The sequence below is a fragment of the Lactobacillus sp. CBA3606 genome (assembly GCF_002970935.1).
Classification (GTDB): domain Bacteria; phylum Bacillota; class Bacilli; order Lactobacillales; family Lactobacillaceae; genus Lactiplantibacillus.
In genome coordinates this window covers 582,020-601,550 of the sequence record NZ_CP027194.1, presented here as the reverse complement: position 1 = coordinate 601,550, position 19,531 = coordinate 582,020, and the positions used below count along the sequence as shown (strand labels likewise).

Sequence of the window (19,531 nt, the reverse complement as noted above, 5' to 3'; positions counted from 1 at the left end):
GCTTTGCAGTGCAATCGTTGCAAGTTAGTCTAAAAATGCGTACACTTAATGATAATGTAGGCAGAAGTCACCTAGTTTCGGCAACCTAGAAACTAGGTGATTTTAGTTAGTTGTAACCAAGGAGGAACCAGCGTGAGTTTAAATCAGCAAGAAATGTTTACGAAATTGCTTGAACAGATTGGAATGGCGATGGATCCCGCCTTTACCGATGCGACGATTGAAAAGTTAGTCGTGCATCAAACGTCAAAGGTCTGGGAATTCCAACTTCATTTCCAACACGTGTTGCCATATACGCAATTTATGACATTTCAGAACCAGCTAAGTGCCGCTTTTCATGACATTGCTGGTGTTCAACTACGAATTACCACGGATGACGAGGCAGTTAATCAACGGTTGTTGGCCGATTATTGGGAATGGATTGTTCAAAATAGTGGGATTTCATCGCCTTTAGTACAATCATTGTGTAATAGCAATGTGCCAACGTATGAAGATGGTCGTGTCTTATTATTAGCTGAAAATGAAGTGATTCAGAATTTTTTGAATAATCAGGCGCTTGGTCCTATCGAAGCAACCTATCAGCAACTTGGATTTCCTAAGTTTTCAGTGCATACGATGATTGATGAATCAGCCTCGCAAGCCAAAATCAATGCTTTTCATGTGCAGAAGGCTAAATCTGATGAAGCGTTAGCCAAAAAAGCCGCAGTGGCGATAAAAAAAGCCAATGAAAAGCGTCAGCAGCAAGCCGATGCACCAGCTCAAATTGATGGTCCAGTTCAATTAGGAAAACAAATTAATCCAGCTGAACCGGCCAAACAAATGGTTCAAATCACAGAAGAAGAACGTTCGGTTATTGTTGAAGGTTATGTTTTTGACATGGAAGTCCGGGTTTTACGGTCACAACGGCAACTCTTAATTTTAAAAGTGACTGATTACAGTTCATCAATGGTCATTAAGAAGTTCTCGCGTAATAGTGAAGATGAGGCGCAATTTGCGGCCTTAAAACCTGGGATGTGGGTTCGTGCCCGCGGCTCAGTGCAAGAAGATAGTTTCATGCGAGACTTGACGATTAATGCGTATGATATTAATGAAACATCGCATGCGACGCGGCAAGATACGGCGCCTGCTGATGAAAAACGAGTGGAATTACACTTACACTCGAATATGAGTCAGATGGATGCAACTAATGGTGTGAGCGATTATGTGAAGCAAGCGGCCAAATGGGGGCATCCAGCGATTGCAATTACTGATCATTCGGGAGCACAGGCCTTTCCAGAAGCTTTTGCTGCCGGTGAAAAGAACCATATTAAGATTTTGTACGGTGTGGAAGCGAACATGGTCGATGATGGGGTGCCGATTGCGTATAATGACGCCCACACGGACTTGAAAGAGACCACTTACGTTATCTTTGACGTTGAAACAACGGGGTTATCGGCGATTTACGATAAGGTCATTGAACTATCGGCGGTTAAAATGGTCAAAGGGAATGTTGTTGATCAATTTGAAGCATTTATTGATCCTGGATTTCATTTATCAGAAACGACGACTAATTTAACCAGTATTACGGATGATATGGTTCGTGGCTCTAAGTCTGAAGAAGAGGTCTTTAAAGACTTTCGTGATTTTTACGGTGACGCCATTATTGTTGGACATAACGTTACTTTTGATGTGGGCTTTATGAATACAGGTTATGCACGTCATGGGATGGGACCAATTGAGAATCCAATTATTGATACGTTAACTTTGGCGCGTTGGCTATATCCAACTTTTAAAAGTTATCGGTTGAATACCCTAGCCAAAAAGTTCAATGTGGCTTTGGAACATCATCACCGGGCGATTTATGATGCAGAATCAACCGGACACTTGAATCATTTGTTTTTGAAAGATGCTGAAGACCGTTATGGCGTTCAATTCCATGACCAACTAAATGATCATATGAATGAAAATGCGGCGTATCGACATGCTCGGCCTTTTCACGCAACCTTATATGCGCAAACGCAAGCCGGGCTTAAGAATTTATTCCGAATCATTTCACTATCAAATGTGGCCTATTATTATCGTGTGCCGCGAGTGCCGCGTAGTGTGCTGAATAAATATCGCGATGGGATTTTAGTAGGATCAGCATGCGCCAGTGGCGAAGTCTTTACGGCAATGATGCAAAAAGGTCAGGCAGAAGCGCGACAAAAAGCGAGTTACTATGACTTTTTGGAAGTCCAGCCAAAACCAGTGTATGCGCCATTGATCGAAAGTGGCTTAATTGCAGATAATGCGCATTTGGAAGAAATTATTAAAAATATGGTTGATTTGGGCCATGATTTAAAGATTCCGGTTGCTGCGACTGGGGATGTCCATTATCTAAATCCGGAAGATAAAATATATCGGAAGATTTTGATTCATTCACAAGGTGGGGCCAATCCGTTGAATCGGACAGAGCGCCCGGATGTCCATTTTCGGACGACCACGGAAATGTTAAAAGATTTTAGTTTCTTAGGTGAAGCCACAGCACATGAGCTTGTCGTGACGACCCCGCAACAAATTGCAGCTCAGTTTGAAGTGGTTCGGCCGGTCAAGGATAAGCTTTATACACCACGAATGGCCGGCGCCGAAGATGAAATTAAAAAGTTAACCATGGATCGGGCACATGCTTGGTACGGTCAGCCATTACCAGAAATTGTACAGAAGCGTGTCGATAAAGAATTAAAGAGTATTGTCGGCAATGGGTTCTCAGTGATTTATCTGATTGCGCAACGTTTGGTATTTAAGAGTAATAAAGATGGTTACTTAGTTGGCTCGCGGGGGTCAGTGGGCTCTAGTTTAGTGGCTACCTTGTCGGGGATTACTGAAGTTAACCCCATGCCGCCGCATTATCGGTGTCCAAACTGCCAATATTCGCACTTTTATACAAATAATGAATATGGTTCCGGTTATGATTTGCCGCCCAAGGCTTGTCCTGAGTGTGGGACTAACTTAGTGCGAGATGGCCATAATATTCCTTTCGAAACGTTCTTAGGCTTTTACGGGAATAAAGTCCCTGATATTGATTTGAACTTTTCAGGCGATTATCAGCCAATTGCCCACAATTATACGAAAGTCTTGTTCGGTGAGAAGAATGTTTATCGAGCTGGGACGATTGGGACGGTGGCAGACAAAACGGGTTATGGCTACGTTAAAGCGTATGAACGGGATACCAATCAGACGTTGCGAAATGCTGAGATTGATCGGTTAGCGAAAGGGACGACCGGGGTTAAACGAACGACTGGGCAACATCCGGCTGGTATTATTGTTGTGCCGGATTACATGGATATTTATGATTTTACGCCAGTTCAGTATCCCGCGGATGATCAGAGTGCGGCTTGGCAAACGACCCATTTTGATTTCCATTCGATTCATGATAATATTTTAAAAATTGATATTTTGGGTCATGATGATCCAACTATGATTCGGATGCTCCAAGATTTATCAGGGGTTAATCCGGAAAGTATTCCACCAGTTGATCCCAATGTGATGAAGATTTTTTCGAGTCCAGAAGTGCTTGGGGTGACTGCGGAACAGATTTTCTCCAAAACCGGGACCTTAGGAATTCCAGAATTTGGGACGCGATTTGTCCGTGGGATGCTGGAAGAGACCCATCCGTCGACCTTTAATGAACTATTACAGATCTCCGGTCTTTCCCATGGGACAGATGTTTGGTTGGGAAATGCCGAAGAATTGATTAAAGATGGCACCGTCACTTTGGCCGAGGTTATTGGTTGTCGGGATAATATCATGACCGACTTGATTCATTATGGGATGGAATCAGATATGTCATTTCAGATTATGGAGCACGTGCGAAAAGGGCGTGGGATTCCTGATGATTGGCAACAAGCGATGAAAGATGCCGATGTTCCTGATTGGTACATTGAATCTTGTTTGAAGATTAAGTATATGTTCCCGCGGGCCCATGCCGCGGCGTATATTTTGATGGCGTTGCGGGTGGCGTATTTCAAGGTTTATTTCCCACTGATTTACTACACAGCCTACTTCTCAGTTCGAGCCGATGATTTTGACTTAGTTGCAATGGCCCATGGTAAAGAAGCCGTGAAAGCCGCAATGAAGACAATTACTGATAAAGGTATGGATGCGTCGACGAAGGAGAAAAATCTGCTGACCGTGTTGGAATTAGCCAATGAAATGCTTGAACGGGGGTTCAATTTTTCGATGGTTGATTTAGACAAGTCGGATGCGTCTGATTGGTTAATTGATGGTAAAACATTGATTGCGCCATTCCGCTCCGTGCCTGGTTTGGGGCTGAACGTCGCTAAACAAATTGTGGCGGCTCGGGCGGATAAGCCGTTTTTATCAAAGGAAGACTTGTCTAAACGAGGCAAAGTTTCCAAGACATTAATTGACTTTATGACTGAAAATGGGGTTTTAGAAGGCTTGCCTGATGAAAACCAACTTTCACTATTCTAATTGCGACGTTAAAACAGCGTAGAGTTGCGGATTTAGTCCAATTATGATAATATATGAGTGTATTTTAAAACTCGTTAACGAGTGAGCAGCGATGCTCACTCTTTTTATTGGACTAATCTGGATAGGAGGCGTAGACGTGAGCAATACTGTTGTTGAGACCATTCAACCTTTGGCACAAACGATTGTGACTGCCCATCAGTTTGAATTAGTCGATGTTGAATTTGTTCGTGAGAGCCAAAGTTGGTACTTGCGAATCTATATCGATAAACCAGGTGGCATTAACATTGAAGAATGTGCAATGGTCAGTGATGAATTAAGTGAAAAATTAGATACAATGGATCCAGACCCAATTCCACAAGCCTATTTCTTGGAGGTATCCTCACCGGGTGCTGAACGGCCTTTGAAAAAAGAAGCCGATTACGAAATGGCGATTGGACAATACGTCCACGTTGGCTTATATCAAAAATTAGATGGTAAGAAAATCTTTGAAGGCGACTTAAAAGCAGTTACCCCAACCACTTTGACCATTGATTACTTAGATAAAACGCGGCACAAGACGATTACCATTGATCGGCAACAAATTGCACAAGCCCGATTAGCGGTTAAGTTCTAGTTAGCAAAGGAGTTTACACATGAGTAAGGAATTATTAGGGGCGTTAGACACCCTTGAATCAGAAAAAGGCATCAAAAAAGAAGTCGTCATTGAAGCCTTAGAAGCGGCGTTAGTTTCAGCTTATAAGCGCAATTACGGCCAAGCCCAAAACGTGGAAGTTGACTTTGATCAAATTAAAGGTAATATTCATGTTTATGCGGTTAAAGAAGTCGTGGAAGATGTGTTTGATTCCCGTTTGGAAGTTAGTTTGCAAGATGCCCTAGCAATTAATCGAGCCTACGAATTAGGCGATGATATTCGGTTTGAAGTCACGCCTAAAAACTTTGGTCGGATTGCGGCCCAAACCGCTAAACAAGTTATTATGCAACGGGTACGCGAAGCTGAACGTGGGATAATCTTTGATGAATACAGCCAATACGAGAATGAAATCGTGACTGGTGAAGTTGAACGCCAAGATAATCGGTTTGTTTATGTTAGCTTAGGTAAAGTCGAAGCTGTTATGAGCCGGGCGGATCAATTACCTGGCGAGACTTATCGGATTCATGACCGGATTAAGGTTTATGTTTCGAAGGTTGAGAATGCTGCTAAAGGGCCGCAAGTCTTCGTTTCACGGACTGCGCCAGATTTATTGAAACGATTATTTGAACAAGAAGTCCCTGAAATTTTTGATGGGATTGTTGAGATTGTTTCGATTGCTCGTGAAGCTGGCGATCGGGCGAAGGTTGCGGTTCGTTCTAATAACCCTAACGTTGACCCTGTGGGGACTTGTGTCGGTCCTAAAGGCCAACGGGTCCAAACCATCGTTAATGAGCTGCACGGCGAAAATATGGACATTGTGGAATGGACGGATGATACGGCTGTCTTTATTGCCAATGCCTTAAACCCAGCTGAAGTTTTGGATGTTATCTTTGATCCTGAAAATGAACGTGGCTGTACAGTAATTGTGCCAGATTATCAATTATCATTGGCAATCGGTAAACGGGGACAAAATGCCCGCTTAGCTGCAAAATTAACTGGATTTAAGATCGATATTAAATCTGAAACCGAAGCTTCTGATATAATGGATGAAAAGCCAGCTGAAGTAGCACCTGAATCAACCCCCGATGCACCGGAAGTCGATGTGGTTGCTGACAGTGTTGCGCCAGATGAACCATCAAGTGCTGACGATGATGACTTAGATGTTACCGCAACGGTAGCTGATGAGTCGCATCCTTCAGCGAGTGATGAGGCGTAATTAGAGGAGGTCCGGGATATGAAAAAAAGAAAAGTGCCGTTACGTAAAGATATTGTAACGGGTGAGATGCATCCCAAGAAAGACTTAGTCCGGGTTGTTAAAAACAAGCAAGATGAAGTGTCCGTTGATCCAACGGGTAAAAATCCAGGTCGTGGCGCTTATATCGCATTAGATGTTAAGATTGCGGCGCAGGCCAAAAAGCAAAAGACTTTTGATAAGGCTTTTGGGATTAAAGTGGACGCCGCATTCTATGATGATTTAGTGGCATATGTTGATCATCAACAGGCCCGAAAGGAATTGTTCGGTGATGACGCCTAATCAAGCTTGTTTAAACCTACTGGGCCTTTCAAGGCGTGCCAGAAAACAAATTGCGGGCGAAGGGTTAACCCTAGCTGCAATTCGTAACCAATCGGCAAAATTGGTCTTTATTGCCAGTGATGCCGGTCCCACGACTGCTAAGAAGTTTCATGACAAGGCCCAATTTTATGATGTACCAGTGATCGATACGTTTACAAAAGCGGAAATGAACACGGCAACCGGTAATCAACGCACCGTTTATGCGATTACCGATCGCGGATTTGCGCGGAAGATGGTAGCGATCATGACTAGTTAAAGGAGGGTGAAGATATGGGGAAAAAGCGAATTTATGAATTAGCGAAGGAGCTAGATATTCCAAGTAAACAGTTGATTGCGCAAGCACAACAGTTGGGATTCTCCGTCAAAAATCATATGTCGACACTCGGTGACAATGAAGCGCGGCAGTTAAAGGGCGCTCGCACTGTTACCAATCCGAAATCTACAACGACTGGGGCAACCAGTCCGGCTTCAAAAACTGAAGCCAAAAGTGTGACACGAACTGCTAACCAGCAGCAATCCAACTCGCGTCATCAACAGAGTGGTGATTCTTTGAATAATAATCGAAATAATAACAAAACTAATAATAGCAGTAGCAACAGTAGTAGCCAAAACCGGAGTAGCAACAATAGTAGTCGGACTAGTTCAACTAATTCACGACCATCAAGCTCACGGTCAAATACGACTAATAGTAACCGGAGTAACGGCAATACTAGTCGTTCTAATACGACTAACAACCGGACGAGTAACAATAGTAGCCGGAGTAATGGCAACTCAGCTAACCGCTCAAATAACACGACTGGCTCGCGGAATTCATCGAATAACTCAAGTCGTACTAGCAACAATACGAACCGATCAACGACTAGTTCAAACCGGTCAACTACCAGTTCAAATCGTTCTAACACCAGTAGTAACCGATCAAATACGAGTAGTAACCGGTCAACAACGAGTGCTAATCGGACCAGTAACAGCAATCGAACCACTAGCGGCAGCAACAACAATAACAGTAGCCGCAATGGTAGTGGCCGCTTTGGTGGCGGTTTAAACAATAGTAATAGTCGTTATCGTGGCGGGAATAACAACCGTCGTCGCAATAAGAAACAAAGCCGCAAGAATCAACGGATTCGTCAAGTTAGCAACAAGCCGGTTTCAGTACGTAAAGACCGGCCATTGCCAGAAACGTTGATTTATACCATCGGGATGAACGCCCAAGATTTGGGTAAAATTTTACATCGCGAACCAGCTGAAATTATCAAGAAGTTATTTATGTTAGGCGTGGCGGTCAACCAAAATCAATCCTTAGATAAGGATACGATTGAAGTTCTAGCAGCTGATTACGGCATCAATGCTCAAGAAAAAGTCCAAGTGGATGTTACCGACTTAGATAAGTTCTTCGATGATGAAAACAACAATACCGAAAACTTGGAAACGCGGGCACCAGTTGTTACAGTCATGGGTCACGTTGATCATGGTAAGACGACGTTGCTTGATAAGTTACGGCATACACACGTTACTGCTGGTGAAGCTGGTGGGATTACCCAAGCGATTGGGGCTTACCAGGTCAAGCATGCCGGTAAACCGATTACGTTCTTGGATACACCTGGGCATGCGGCCTTTACAGAAATGCGGGCGCGTGGTGCTGATATTACCGATATTACGGTCTTGGTTGTGGCAGCCGATGATGGTGTTATGCCACAAACAATCGAAGCGATTAATCATGCGAAAGCTGCCAAGGTCCCAATTATTGTGGCGGTTAACAAGATTGACAAGCCAGGTGCTAACCCGAACCATGTCATGGAACAATTAACTGAATATGGGTTAATTTCTGAAGACTGGGGTGGCGATACGATTTTTGTTCAAATTTCAGCTAAATTCGGTAAGAACTTGGATGAATTATTGGACATGATCTTATTACAAGCAGAAGTCTTAGAATTAAAGGCCAATCCAAAACAAAATGCGGCTGGTTCAGTACTAGAAGCTAGTTTAGATCGTGGTAAAGGCTCAACAGCAACCTTGTTGGTTCAACAAGGGACGATGCATGTTGGGGACCCAGTTGTTGTTGGGAATACCTATGGTCGTGTACGGACGATGACCAATGATCAAGGCCGACGCCTGAAAGAAGCCATTCCATCAACGCCAATTGAAATCACTGGATTAAGTGATGTTCCTGAAGCTGGTGATCGTTTCGTAGTCTTCGATGACGAAAAGACAGCGCGTGATGCTGGTGAACAACGGGCTAAGCAAGCTTTAATGGATGAACGGAAGCAAACTGCACACGTTACTTTGGATAACTTGTTTGATTCAATGAAACAAGGTGAAATTAAAGAAGTTGACGTCATTATTAAGGCGGATGTTCAAGGTTCCGTGGAAGCCTTAGCTGGTAGTTTACGGAAGATTGAAGTTGAAGGCGTGCGGGTCAATATTATCCATACCGCAGTTGGGGCCATTAACGAAAGTGATGTCGCTTTAGCAGAAGCAAGTAATGCCATCATTATTGGGTTCAATGTGCGGCCAACGCCACAAGCCAAGTCCCAAGCTGACACGGACGATGTTGATATTCGGTTGCATCAAGTTATTTATAATGCAATCGACGAAATCGAAAGTGCGATGAAGGGGATGCTCGAACCAACTTACGAAGAAAAAATCACTGGTCAAGCCGAAATCCGTGAAATCTATAAGGTTTCTAAGATTGGTACAATCGGTGGTGGGATGGTCACTGATGGGGTGATCCATCGGGACTCCGGTGTTCGTGTTATCCGTGATAGTGTCGTTATTTATGATGGCAAGTTAGCCAGCTTACGACGTTTCAAAGATGACGTTAAGGAAGTTAAGCAAGGCTTTGAATTAGGTTTACGGATTGAAGATTATAACGATATTCGTGTTAACGATGTTATCGAAGCTTATGTCATGAAGGAAGTTCCGGTTGAATAAACGGACGCCAACGGAGGTGCATTAGCGATGGCACAACATTATCGAGTCGGTCGACTAGAGCAAGAGATTCAACGCGAAGTCGATGACATTTTATTGAAACGAGTTCGTGATCCACGCGTGGCTGGATTGACGATTACCGGCGTAACGGTAACGGGCGATTTACAGCAAGCAACGATTTACTACAGTATTTTATCTGATAAAGCATCAGATGATGCGAAGACGGCTGCCGGGCTTGAAAAAGCGAAGGGCTTGATTCGGAGTGAATTAGGATCACGTCTCAGTATTTATAAGACGCCTGAACTTACTTTTGAGCGGGATCATTCCGTCCAATATGGGAGTCACATTGATCAGTTGATTAACAACTTGAAACGTCAAGATTAAGCAAGACGTTAACCTTAAAAAGCGTCGCCCAATCCATTTGGATTGGCGACGCTTTTTTGGCGGCCAAGTGGTGTGGTATACTGAACAGAGTTAATTTTAAGGAGCAAAAATAATGCCAAATGGAATTTTACCATTATATAAACCCCGCGGTCTAACTAGTTTTGACTGCGTTGCCAAAATTCGTAGATTATATCAAACTAGAAAAGTGGGCCATTCTGGCACCCTCGATCCGAGTGTCGATGGTGTGTTGCCAATTTGTATCGGTAATGCGACCAAAGTTGTGCAGTTCTTAGTCGCTTCTGGCAAAGAATATCAAGGGAGTATTACCTTTGGGTTTGCGACAACAACGGAAGATTTAGATGGTGAAGAAGTTGCAAGAACGCCAATTACCAAGCCGTTTACGGCGACCGAAATTGATGCGGCTTTAGCCCAAATGACGGGTACCATTACCCAAATTCCACCAATGTTTTCAGCGGTGAAAGTGAATGGTCGGCGATTATATGACTATGCACGGCATGGAGAGACAGTCGCACGGCCAGAACGGCAGATTGAAATCGCTAGCTTCAAACAACGTCAAGCTGCAACTTATGATGATGCCACGCAAACACAGACGGTTTACTTCACGGTGGCTTGTAGCAAGGGGACTTATGTCCGAACTTTGGCGGTTGATGTTGGTAAAAAGCTAGGCGTCCCCGCTGTGATGAGTGATTTAACGCGCTTAAAGAGCGGCGGCTTTACCTTGGATCAAACGGTTACCTTTGAAGAAATTGCGGCTCAAGTTGAAGCTGGGACCGCTGACGATTTATTAGCCCCGATCGATCAAGCTTTAACCCAGTATCCCCAAGTGGCGCTTACGGCTGCGCAATGGGAACGTGTCCGAAACGGGGCCTTTTTAACGGCTGACGAAGGCCAACAAAAAGCGCCTAATGCAGACACGTTGGTTGCATTGACCTATCAAGGCAGTCTAAAATGTTTATATGGTTATCGTGAAGCCGAACAACGTTATAAACCATTTAAAATGTTTTCGGTAAATTAAGGAGTTTTTTTGACATGCAGGTGATTAACTTAACTTATCCTGATGTCACTAGTCAAATTCCGGCTGGGCCAGTTGTTTTGGCACTCGGTTTTTTTGACGGCGTACATCGGGGCCATCAGCAAGTGGTGGCAACGGCACGAAAAGTAGCCCGAGCTCAAGGTGCCCGACTGGCAGTGATGACGTTTGATCAACATCCCTCCGTTGTTTTTCAAAAAACAGACCCACAACAAGTCCGCTATTTGACGACTATCGAGCAAAAGGCCGCTTTGATGACCGAATTAGACGTTGATTTATTGTACGTTTTACATTTTGATGCAATCGTTGGCGCTTTACCGCCCCAAGTCTTTGTCGATCAATTAATTGTCGGCTTGCATGCGCAGACGGTGGTTGCTGGTTTTGACTATACTTATGGACCCGCAACGATTGCAAATATGCCGCTTTTAGGGACGTATGCGCAGGGCCGTTTTGACATTATTGAGGTGCCTAAAAAACTTGATGCACAAGCTAAAATTAGTTCAACTCGGATTCGAACGGCACTAGACTTAGGCCAAATTGATGAGGCTAATGAGCTATTAGGTTATCAATATGAAACGACGGGGGTGGTTGTCCACGGTGAAGCTCGTGGGCGAACGTTAGGCTTTCCAACGGCAAATGTTGCGCATAATACCAATACCCGAGTACCTGGAATTGGTATTTATGCCACGATGGTTCAAGTTGGCTCAAAGTGGGTGCAAGGCATGGCTTCAGTTGGGCGTAATGTTACTTTTGGTCAAGATCGACCGATTACCGTTGAAATCTATTTATTAGATTTTACGGGTGATATTTATGGTCAAACTTTAGTGATTCGCTGGGGTCATCGGATGCGTGGTGAAGTAAAGTTTGCAGCAGCGGCCGATTTAGTCACACAACTAAAAAGTGATGAACAAGCGACCCGGGCCTATTATATGGCCCACCCGTTCCAGGCCAAACCGCGATTATGGTCGGCGAGTACAGCAAAAGCGAACGATGAGGAGGACTAGCAAATGGTAGCAACAGATACGATTTTTCAACATGGGACGTTAGGCTTATTGGTGCCAGGGTTATATACAGGGACGATTACTGCTGGCGAATTGTTAAAACATGGTGATACTGGAATTGGGACTTTAGATGGGCTAGATGGGGAGGTCATTATTTTAAATGGCACTGCTTATCAAGCCCGCGAAGACGGCCAGATTCGTGAGATTGCGGCGACCGAAACGTTGCCATTTGCTTCCGTTCATTTTGAAAAGCCAGTGAAGAGTAGCCCCGTTGCCGCGCTAACACAAGCAGCGTTTGAAAAGCAGCTATTAAAGGACTATCAATTAATGAATGTTTTTGCAGCGGTCCGAGTGGATGGTCGTTTTAAACACATCAAGACGCGGGTCGCACCACGGCAGCAGCCACCTTATCAGCCATTGGTAGCGGCTACGGCTCAGCAACCAGAATTTGAAGGGCAAGCTGTCGATGGTACGATTATTGGCTACTTTGCCCCCCAACTTTTTCAAGGTGCAACAGTCGGTGGATTTCACTTGCACTTCTTAAGTCACGACCATCAGTTGGGCGGGCACGTCTTGGGGTTTGAAATCGACCAAGCAACGGTTAAAATTCAACGTTTTGCAGACTTCAAGGTGCATTTGCCAATTGATAATCCGGCTTATCTACAAGAACCGTTCGATAATCAAGTGATTGATGCGGCTATCAATCGTGCCGAACGCTAAATTCAAATTATTGCCATTAACCTTGGACCGTGGTCTGAGGTTTTTTGCGGTCTCAGTGATCGGTTAGGCTAAATTAGCAGTCGAACAATTATTTTGCTAAAAAACTTTGTCTTTCCTTGACTTTAACCTAAGAGGTTGTTATATTAGTAACTGTGTTAGCACTCTATTAAGTTAAGTGCTAAAAAGAGGTGATGATCACGTTAACTGAACGACAAAGCCTAATTTTGAAGGCTATTGTCCGTGACTATACCGAAGGCGGTAACCCAGTCGGGTCTAAATCTTTAGTCCAAGAGCTGCCCATGAAGGTTAGCTCGGCCACCATTCGTAATGAAATGGCCCAACTTGAAGATTTAGGTCTAATCGTCAAAACGCATCTATCTTCTGGTCGGATTCCGTCAATTAAAGGCTATCGTTATTATGTTGATCATATCTTGAAGCCTGAAAAAGTTGACGGCAACGATTTGAAGGTCATCCAACATTCATTGGGTGGTGAATTTCATAAAATTGATGAGATTGTCGCACAATCGGCGGATATTTTGTCACAATTGACAAGTTATACGACGTTTACACTGCGACCGGAATTAAAGAACAGTCGGTTAAGTGGCTTCCGGTTAGTCCCACTAGGTAATCATCAGGTGATGGCTATCTTAGTGACGAATAACGGTGATGTCGAGAACCAAACGTTTACAATTCCGAATGACTTAACTGGCGATGAGCTGGAACCAGTTGTTCGTTTCATTTATGACCAATTGATTGGCCTGCCGTTACAAGACGTCTTGTCAAAGCTACAGCAAGAAATTCCGTTGAAATTATCGCAGTACTTGCAAAATCCCAACGGGTTCTTGGATATCTTTGGCAGTGTATTGTCCAAGGCAGCTTCTGAACGATTTTATGTGGGTGGCAAGTTAAATTTATTTAATTATACGACCATGCAGAATCCTAAGGAAATGCAGTCATTGTACTCGTTGCTTGATCAGACCGACAGTCTCGCAAATGTGATTGGGTCGCCTGGTCAGCATATTCAAGTACGAATTGGTAACGAAATTACCAATGATTTGCTGAAAGACTATAGTTTAATTACCGCAACGTATGATGTTGATCGGCACGGGCAAGGCATGATTGCCTTGCTAGGACCGACCGCCATGCCATACTCACGGATGATTGGCTTAATGGGCGCGTTCCAGCGTGAACTGGCCCGCAAACTGTTAGAATATTACCGGTACTTTGATGAGTGACGGACAGGGAGATGAAATCATTGGCAAAAAAACCAACTACTAGCGAGCAAGCTGATGAGCAGACGGCTAGCCAAACGGCAAAGTCCGCAGCTGATCAAACCGCACCAACTGATGATCAAACAAATGCACAAACCGATACGGCGACCGCACCAGTTGATCCTAAAGATGCGAAACTCGCAGCTTTGCAGCAAGAATTAGATCAAAAGGATGACCAATTATTACGGACGCAAGCTGAAATTGTGAACATGCAAAATCGGTTTAAGAAAGAACAAGCATCGATTATTAAGTATGATGGTCAAACCTTAGCTAAAGATGTGTTACCAGTGCTTGATAACTTGGAACGGGCTTTAGCCACGGACGCTACGGATGAGACTGCACAACAGTTGAAGAAGGGTGTCGAAATGGTTTATGGTCATTTACAAGAAGCCTTGAAGAAAAATAACGTTACTGAAGTCTCAGCTGATGGGGCAACGTTTGATCCGACTATTCATCAAGCTGTTCAAACGGTACCTGCAACGGATGACCAACCAGCTGAAACGGTGGTTAAAGTGTTGCAAAAAGGGTACATGTTTAAAGACCGCACCTTACGACCAGCGATGGTTGTTGTGGCGCAATAATATTAAAATAAAAAACTATTTAAAAGAGGTTTGTTAATTTATGGCAAGTAATAAAATTATCGGTATCGACCTTGGGACAACGAACTCTGCAGTCGCAGTTCTTGAAGGTAGCGAACCAAAAATTATCACAACACCTGAAGGCGGCCGGACGGTCCCATCAGTTGTTGCATTTAAAGATGGCGAAACTCAAGTTGGTGAAGTTGCCAAGCGGCAAGCAATCACTAACCCTAACACGGTTGCTTCAATCAAGCGTCACATGGGTGAAGCTGGGTACAAAGTAAACGTTGAAGGTAAAGATTATACACCACAACAAATTTCAGCAATGATTTTACAATACATTAAAGGTTTTGCTGAAGATTACTTAGGCGACACCGTTGAAAAAGCGGTTGTAACGGTACCTGCCTACTTTAATGATGCACAACGACAAGCAACTAAAGATGCTGGTAAAATTGCTGGTTTAGATATCGAACGGATTATCAATGAACCAACTGCAGCGGCTTTAGCTTACGGCTTAGACAAAACTGATAAAGATGAAAAAATCTTAGTTTATGACCTTGGTGGTGGGACCTTTGATGTTTCCATCTTGGAATTAGGCGATGGTGTGTTTGAAGTCTTATCAACCAATGGGGATACCCAACTTGGTGGGGATGACTTTGACCAAAAGATCATTGATTGGTTAGTAGCTAGTTTCAAGGCTGATAACGGCGTTGATTTAGCTCAAGACAAGATGGCCTTACAACGGTTAAAGGATGCTGCTGAAAAGGCTAAGAAGGACCTTTCTGGTGTTTCTGAAGCTCAAATCAGTTTACCATTTATCTCAGCCGGTGCTAGTGGTCCCTTACATTTGGAACAAACCTTAACACGGGCTAAGTTCAACGAATTGACTGCTGACTTAGTTGAAAAGACGCGCATCCCAGTTGAAAATGCTTTGAAAGACGCTAACTTGACAGCTTCTGATTTGGACGTTGTGATCTTAAACGGTGGTTCAACTCGGATTCCAGCTGTTCAAGATGCCGTTGAAAAGTGGACGGGCAAAGAATCAAACCATTCAATTAACCCTGACGAAGCGGTTGCTTTAGGTGCCGCTGTTCAAGGTGGGGTCATTACCGGTGATGTTAAAGACGTGGTCTTACTTGACGTTACGCCATTGTCACTTGGAATTGAAACCATGGGTGGGGTCTTCACACAATTAATTGAACGGAATACCACCATTCCAACTAGCAAGTCACAAGTCTTCTCAACGGCTGCTGATAATCAACCGGCTGTTGACATTCATGTCTTGCAAGGTGAACGGCCAATGGCTGCTGATAATAAAACCTTAGGTCGGTTCCAATTGACTGATATCCCTGCAGCCCCACGTGGCGTGCCTCAAATCGAAGTTAAGTTCGATATTGATAAGAACGGGATCGTTAATGTTTCCGCTAAGGATATGGGAACTAATAAGGAACAAAAGATTACCATCAAGAGTTCATCGGGTCTTTCAGACGAAGAAATTGATCAAATGGTCAAGGAAGCCAAAGAAAACGAAGATGCTGACAAGAAGCGTAAAGAAGAAGTTGATTTGAAGAACGAAGTTGATCAATTAATCTTTACGACTGACAAGACGCTCAAAGAACTCAAGGGCAAAGTTTCTGACGATGAAGTTAAACAAGCTCAAGATGCGCGTGATGCTTTGAAGAAAGCCCAAGATGACAATAATGTTGATGAAATGAAGACTAAGAAGGACGAATTGAACAAGATTGTTCAAGACTTATCAGTCAAGTTATATCAACAAACGCAACAAGCCCAAGGCGATGATAACGGTGCTGCTGATACCGCTGATCAAAGCAAGGAAAACGGTGATGATAACACTGTTGACGGTGACTTCGAAGACTTAGATAAAGATAAGGATAAGAAGTAACCATTACCGGTTGCAACAAAAAGCCAAGGCCGCGCGGCTTTGGCTTTTTGTGTCAGATATGCTAATATTAATGGGACTTTATCAAGGATCATTAGGAGGTTACAATGGCAGAACAAGATTTATATAAGGTTCTGGGTGTTGCGAAAGATGCAAGTCAGGACGAAATTAAGAAAGCTTATCGAAAGCTTTCAAAAAAGTATCATCCTGATTTAAATCATGAAGCGGGCGCTGAGGACAAGTTTAAGGCTGTCAATGAGGCTTATGAGACATTAGGTGATCCACAAAAACGGACCCAGTATGATCAATATGGCTCAACAGGCGGTCAACAAGGCGGTTTTGGTGGCGCTGGTGGCTTCAACGGTCAAAGTTACGGTGGCTTCGGCGGCGGTGGCGGCGGTTTCGAAGATATCTTTAGTTCATTCTTCGGTGGCAATGCCGGTGGCGGTAGTCGGCGGCCAAACCCGACTGCACCACAACAAGGTCGTGACTTACAATATGAAATGACGTTGAAGTTTGAAGATGCCATTTTTGGGAAACAAACTAATATTACCTATAATCGTGAAGAACAATGTGAAACTTGTGGTGGTTCTGGGGCTAAGCCTGGGACATCACCAGTGACCTGTTCGAAGTGTCAAGGGAGTGGCTATATTCAAGTGCAAACGAATACGCCACTTGGCCGCATGATGAGTCAACAAGTTTGTGATGTTTGTCATGGAACTGGTAAAGAAATCAAAGATAAATGTGCAACTTGTGGTGGCGCAGGTCATACTGAACAAAGTCATTCTATTAAAGTAACGGTACCAGCTGGGGTTGAAGAAGGCCAACAGATGCGGTTACAAAATCAAGGGGAATCCGGGGTTAACGGTGGTCCTTATGGTGATTTGTTTATTATCTTCCGAGTTGAACCCAGCGATGAGTTCGAACGGGATGGCGCTACGATTTACTTTAAGTTGCCAATTGATTTCGTCCAAGCGGCGTTAGGTGACGAAGTGCAAGTTAAGACGGTCCACGGGGATGTTAAGATGAAGATCCCTGCTGGTACGCAGACTGGCACCACGTTCCGTTTACGTGGCAAGGGTGCACCACGCTTACGTGGTAACGGGACTGGTGATGAACGGGTTACGATTATGATTCAAACGCCAACCAAACTCAATAAGGGTCAAAAAGAAGCCTTAAAGACGTTTGCCAAGGCTAGTGGTAAAACGGTTGCCGGTAATGGCAAAAGTTCACTATTTGATAAATTACGTGGCGTGTAGCTTAAATGATTAAAAACCAAGTTGAATGCTTGTCTTCGGGGCAAGCGTTCAACTTTTTTTGTGTCAAAAAATGGTTCTAAAATATCTGTTGTTGGTAATTAAGTGAAAACTTGATTACTGGCAGCGGATATTTTTGTATGTATTTTATTTGTAGTATATTAAAAAAGTGCAGAAAAAGAGATATAGTCGGCAGACTTATATATCTATCCACTACCACATTTCAAGAGAAAGAAGCGACTATACCCCTATGAATAAGGATACTAAATTTTTATTGGGAATTAAAGACCAAAACATCAAAAAAGTAACTATTATCAATAACATTCAAGAAAAAGGACCAATCGAGGTTCAAGCAGTTTTGGACTATCGTCCAAAAGCGTGTCCAAAGTGCGGCGTGCTCAACAGAAAAAGTATCATTCGTTATGGCTGGCGGCAAGTAAAAGTTAAGCTACTTAGGAGCAGTGAGCGAGACGTTTTACTGCATCTAAAGAAACGGAACTTTAAGTGTAAAGTGTGCAACAGCTATTTTTTAGCAGCAACTACGCTAACGCAACGGAATCATACAATCTCTAATAATGTTCGCATCGCTTGCTTAGAGAAGCTAAGTGAACCGGTGACCATGACACACATTGCTCACGAATTGAATATTTCAAGTAGTACAGTTGTCTCAATGTTAAAGACCTACGAACGTGATTTGTTGACCCATTATGATTGGTTGCCAAGTGTCATTTGCATGGATGAAATCAAGTCAACCAAAGATGCCAACGGTTCGATGAGTTTCGTCTTTATGGATGGAGAAACTCATCAATTTATAGATATCTTAGAATCGAGAACACTTGCTAGTCTTGAAAAATACTTTAACCGTTATACGAAAGCAGCCCGAATGGGTGTCAAAGTTATTGTAACGGATATGAATTATACGTACCCTGAGCTAGTGTCAGTATTTCCAGAGGCCATAATCGTTACTGACCGGTTTCACATCGTGAAATCGGCGGTGGTAGGCTTTAATCAAACTCGTATTCGCGTCATGAAACAATTTGCTAAATCAAATATTAAATATAAAGCACTAAAGAGATATTGGAAACTACTCTTAAAACCTAACGAGAAACTTGATATCAAGAACTATAGGCACTATTCCTTTATTGCCGGACGCCATACCCAAAATCAAATTGTTGAAGAGATGCTGGAATTTGATCCAGATTTAAAACGAGCCTATGACGCCTTGCATACACTCAGAAGCGCCGTCAAATATCGAGATTTACCCCGTTTAAGACAGGTTCTGGCTGCTAGTAATCAATTTCCAGAGGAAATGGAGAAACATTTTTTGAAACTACGAGATAGCCAAGAGTCGATTGAGAACGCACTTAGATATCAATATTCAAATGGTCCTTTGGAAGGGACAAATAACAAAATCAAAGTTTTAAAACATACCGCCTATGGTTTTGGAAATTTCAATAATTTCAGATTGCGTATACATTTAATGTTCGCATTAAAAAAAGGTGCTTAGCCGTTGCGCGGCTAAGCACCAATAAAAAGATTACCAACAACAGTTGACAGAGAACCCAAAAAATGAGTTGTGGCGTAAAGCAAAGACGCTTGTTTATTAACTAACCTTCCTGGCACCTGATTTTTCAATAAACGGTTTCGATATATTACAGGTGCCTGATTTAAGGGTGCTAGAATTAATCAAGGAGGTGAATCAATGGCCACTTTTCAAAGGGTTGCCGCTAAAACTGACGGTAATGTTACAAAACCGTTACAAAACTGACCTTTGATTAGACGGACAGGCAAG

The 19,531-nt window shown here is 43.3% G+C and carries 15 protein-coding genes; all 15 read left to right on the top strand.

Going from position 1 to position 19,531, the window contains the following annotated elements; all coding sequences use genetic code 11:
• Window positions 1–132: 132 nt before the first annotated feature.
• Window positions 133–4,449, top strand: coding sequence for a PolC-type DNA polymerase III (locus tag C5Z26_RS03000; protein WP_105448544.1), 4,317 nt, complete (start codon window positions 133–135; stop codon window positions 4,447–4,449).
• Between the two features lie 136 nt (window positions 4,450–4,585).
• Window positions 4,586–5,062, top strand: a complete 477-nt coding sequence (gene rimP / locus C5Z26_RS02995; RefSeq protein ID WP_105448543.1) for a ribosome maturation factor RimP — start codon at window positions 4,586–4,588, stop codon at window positions 5,060–5,062.
• Window positions 5,063–5,081: 19 nt separating this feature from the next.
• The gene (gene nusA, locus C5Z26_RS02990; RefSeq protein ID WP_234005718.1) at window positions 5,082–6,296 is read left to right on the top strand and encodes a transcription termination factor NusA; all 1,215 of its coding nucleotides are present in this window, start codon (window positions 5,082–5,084) and stop codon (window positions 6,294–6,296) included.
• Window positions 6,297–6,314: 18 nt separating this feature from the next.
• Complete coding sequence (rnpM, locus tag C5Z26_RS02985) at window positions 6,315–6,614, top strand: RNase P modulator RnpM (protein WP_105448542.1); 300 nt, start codon at window positions 6,315–6,317, stop codon at window positions 6,612–6,614.
• A complete protein-coding gene (locus tag C5Z26_RS02980) occupies window positions 6,604–6,909 on the top strand; it encodes a L7Ae/L30e/S12e/Gadd45 family ribosomal protein (protein ID WP_105448541.1) in 306 nt (101 codons plus the stop codon). Before rnpM ends, C5Z26_RS02980 begins: the two co-directional genes overlap by 11 nt.
• A 14-nt stretch (window positions 6,910–6,923) precedes the next feature.
• The gene (gene infB / locus C5Z26_RS02975) at window positions 6,924–9,581 is read left to right on the top strand and encodes a translation initiation factor IF-2 (RefSeq protein ID WP_105448540.1); all 2,658 of its coding nucleotides are present in this window, start codon (window positions 6,924–6,926) and stop codon (window positions 9,579–9,581) included.
• Between the two features lie 27 nt (window positions 9,582–9,608).
• Window positions 9,609–9,962 (top strand): 30S ribosome-binding factor RbfA, encoded by a 354-nt coding sequence (gene rbfA / locus C5Z26_RS02970; RefSeq protein ID WP_105448539.1) that lies wholly within the window; start codon window positions 9,609–9,611, stop codon window positions 9,960–9,962.
• A gap of 112 nt (window positions 9,963–10,074) precedes the next feature.
• A complete protein-coding gene (gene truB / locus C5Z26_RS02965; protein WP_105448538.1) occupies window positions 10,075–10,998 on the top strand; it encodes a tRNA pseudouridine(55) synthase TruB in 924 nt (307 codons plus the stop codon).
• 14 nt (window positions 10,999–11,012) lie between these two features.
• Window positions 11,013–12,017, top strand: a complete 1,005-nt coding sequence (ribF, locus tag C5Z26_RS02960; RefSeq protein WP_105448537.1) for a riboflavin biosynthesis protein RibF — start codon at window positions 11,013–11,015, stop codon at window positions 12,015–12,017.
• Between the two features lie 3 nt (window positions 12,018–12,020).
• Window positions 12,021–12,734 (top strand): acetolactate decarboxylase, encoded by a 714-nt coding sequence (gene budA / locus C5Z26_RS02955; RefSeq protein ID WP_105448536.1) that lies wholly within the window; start codon window positions 12,021–12,023, stop codon window positions 12,732–12,734.
• A gap of 191 nt (window positions 12,735–12,925) precedes the next feature.
• The gene (gene hrcA, locus C5Z26_RS02950) at window positions 12,926–13,969 is read left to right on the top strand and encodes a heat-inducible transcriptional repressor HrcA (protein WP_105448535.1); all 1,044 of its coding nucleotides are present in this window, start codon (window positions 12,926–12,928) and stop codon (window positions 13,967–13,969) included.
• Between the two features lie 20 nt (window positions 13,970–13,989).
• Entirely contained in the window at window positions 13,990–14,586 is a 597-nt protein-coding gene (gene grpE, locus C5Z26_RS02945; protein WP_370447979.1) for a nucleotide exchange factor GrpE, read from the top strand.
• 40 nt (window positions 14,587–14,626) lie between these two features.
• On the top strand, window positions 14,627–16,486 hold the full coding sequence (gene dnaK / locus C5Z26_RS02940; RefSeq protein ID WP_105448533.1) for a molecular chaperone DnaK: 1,860 nt from the start codon (window positions 14,627–14,629) through the stop codon (window positions 16,484–16,486).
• Window positions 16,487–16,590: 104 nt separating this feature from the next.
• Entirely contained in the window at window positions 16,591–17,742 is a 1,152-nt protein-coding gene (dnaJ, locus tag C5Z26_RS02935) for a molecular chaperone DnaJ (protein WP_105448532.1), read from the top strand.
• 247 nt (window positions 17,743–17,989) lie between these two features.
• A complete protein-coding gene (locus C5Z26_RS02930; RefSeq protein WP_105448531.1) occupies window positions 17,990–19,246 on the top strand; it encodes an ISL3 family transposase in 1,257 nt (418 codons plus the stop codon).
• Window positions 19,247–19,531 lie beyond the last annotated feature (285 nt).